The organism is Allobosea sp. P1_A7, assembly GCF_056406775.1.
Map to the genome: position 1 here is coordinate 1 of NZ_JBFTZN010000512.1, position 1,964 is coordinate 1,964.

3 protein-coding genes are annotated in these 1,964 nt (G+C 62.1%); all 3 read right to left on the reverse strand.

Annotated features, from left to right (window positions below; genetic code table 11):
• Positions 1-610 (reverse strand): histidine kinase dimerization/phospho-acceptor domain-containing protein (locus AC1D34_RS37070; RefSeq protein ID WP_476826965.1); only part of this gene is annotated, 610 nt, incomplete at its 3' end.
• Positions 611-646: 36 nt separating this feature from the next.
• Positions 647-1,438 (reverse strand): polyphosphate kinase 2, encoded by a 792-nt coding sequence (gene ppk2, locus AC1D34_RS37075; protein WP_476826966.1) that lies wholly within the window; start codon positions 1,436-1,438, stop codon positions 647-649.
• Positions 1,439-1,454: 16 nt separating this feature from the next.
• Positions 1,455-1,946: a hypothetical protein gene (locus AC1D34_RS37080; RefSeq protein ID WP_441508822.1), complete on the reverse strand. Its 492-nt coding sequence runs from the start codon at positions 1,944-1,946 to the stop codon at positions 1,455-1,457.
• Positions 1,947-1,964: the final 18 nt, after the last annotated feature.

Genomic DNA, 1,964 nt, shown 5'->3' on the forward strand with positions numbered 1-1,964 from the left:
GATCGATCGTCCGGGTGGGCGACGGTGTCGGTCGGATCATGTTCCGCACGCGGTCGATGATCTCGACCGCGCGCATCTCGTCCCGCTTGATGTCCGCGACGATGTCCTGAAGGTCCGCGATGCTGGGGGCTGCGTTCCTGAGGATGATCTCGGCCGCTTCGGTATTGATCAGGATTGCGCTCAGCGGCTGCTTGAGCTCATGCGCGATGTACCCGGACATTTCTCCCAGGGAAATGCGCCGATTGACTGTCACCGCTTCCGACAGGAATTGGCTTGCCTCACGCTCGGCAACCGAGCGTCGTTGGCGTTCGAACAGCAGCAGGAGGATCAGGAATGCTTGCAGGAACAGTGCGATCGAGAAGCCCGCGATCGACCAGCCATATTGTTCCCCGGCGGGCGGACGCGCGACGATATCCGTGTACCGGATTGCATTCGCCATGTCGTCCGGTCTGGAGCCGAGGACGAGATTCAGGAGAAGGCCGGAGATCACGGCCAGGGCGAATACACCGCATACGATCCGGTATCGGTGACGGGCAGCGGGCAACGTCGCCTTGCTGGCCTCGGCCCCCGCAGGTAATTGAACCTCCAGTGCAGCCTCAGAGCGTTGCACTATGGCCTCCCTGTCGCTGCCTCACTTCACTGCGCATCAGCAGGTCTCCGCGACCCAGTGCCGAGCGAAATTCGTCTCCTCGTAGTCGTCGATCTTCTGGCGTTTTGGCAGCTTGATCTTCTCGCGTGGTGGCGCCTCGTAGGGGATCGAGGACAGGATATGAGAGATGATGTTCAGCCGAGCGCGGCGCTTGTCGTCGGAATGGACGGCAAACCAGGGCGCCCAGCTCGTATCACTYGCCCGGAACATGTCGTCGCGGGCWCGGGAATAGTCATTCCAGCGGCCATAGGATTTCAGATCCATRGGCGACAGCTTCCAGATCTTGCGCGGGTCGGTGATGCGCTCCTCGATCCGGCGCGTCTGCTCCTTCGGGCTGACCTCAAGCCAGTATTTCAGCAGGATGATGCCGGATTCGACGATGACTTTCTCGACGCTCGGGACTGCGAACAGGAAGGCCTGGGCCTGTTCCTCCGTACAGAACCCCATCACCCGTTCGACGCCGGCGCGGTTGTACCAGCTGCGATCGAAGATCACGACTTCGCCGGMKGCCGGSAGATGGGGCAGATAGCGCTGGACGTACATCTGCGAGCGTTCGCGATCGGTCGGCGGAGGAAGCGCGATGACGCGGAAGACCCGCGGGCTCACCCGCTCGGTGATCGCCTTGATGACACCGCCCTTRCCGGCGCCRTCACGGCCCTCGAAGATAATGCAGATCTTGGCRCCGGTATGCTTGGCCCATTCCTGGAGCTTGACCAGTTCGCCRTGAAATTCCTTCAACTGRCGCTCGTAAGGCTCTCGCTTCATGGCCTTGCTGACAGGAGCATCCATGATCACGCCCTCCCGGTTAGGACCAGGCCAGGAAGAAGGCGACATCGCCGGGCAGCCCACCCGGCCAGTCGATGATCATCGCGCGCAGCCGATAATTCGCGGGCTTCAGATGCTCCTTCCAGAATTCATAGGCCTGGCGCGGCCGTCCGGTGAGCGTCGTCGGCCAGTCCGCCTCTGARTTGTTGAGCGCACGGCCYTTGTCGTTGCACAGCGCGCTCGGGAACCGCATCACCATGACCTCGCGCTCGCCRCGCTCGGCAGCCGCGCGCGTCTTCACKGCGAGGTTGTGCTTGATCCGGGCAATCAGCTCGGCATTGACCTCGACCTCTTCCGCAAGCGTCTTGATCAGCTTCTGGCGTGCCTCCTCGGCCTTATCCATGGCACCCAGCATCTTGGATGCCTTCGCCATCTCGATGTCCGCCATGTAGRCTTTSAGGTCGTCGGCCGACATGAAACTCTCGTCGGCGAGAATGTCGGCTTTCGCGCCGTGCGCCGCGGTCTGGGGCATTGCCGTTTCCTCTCCAGT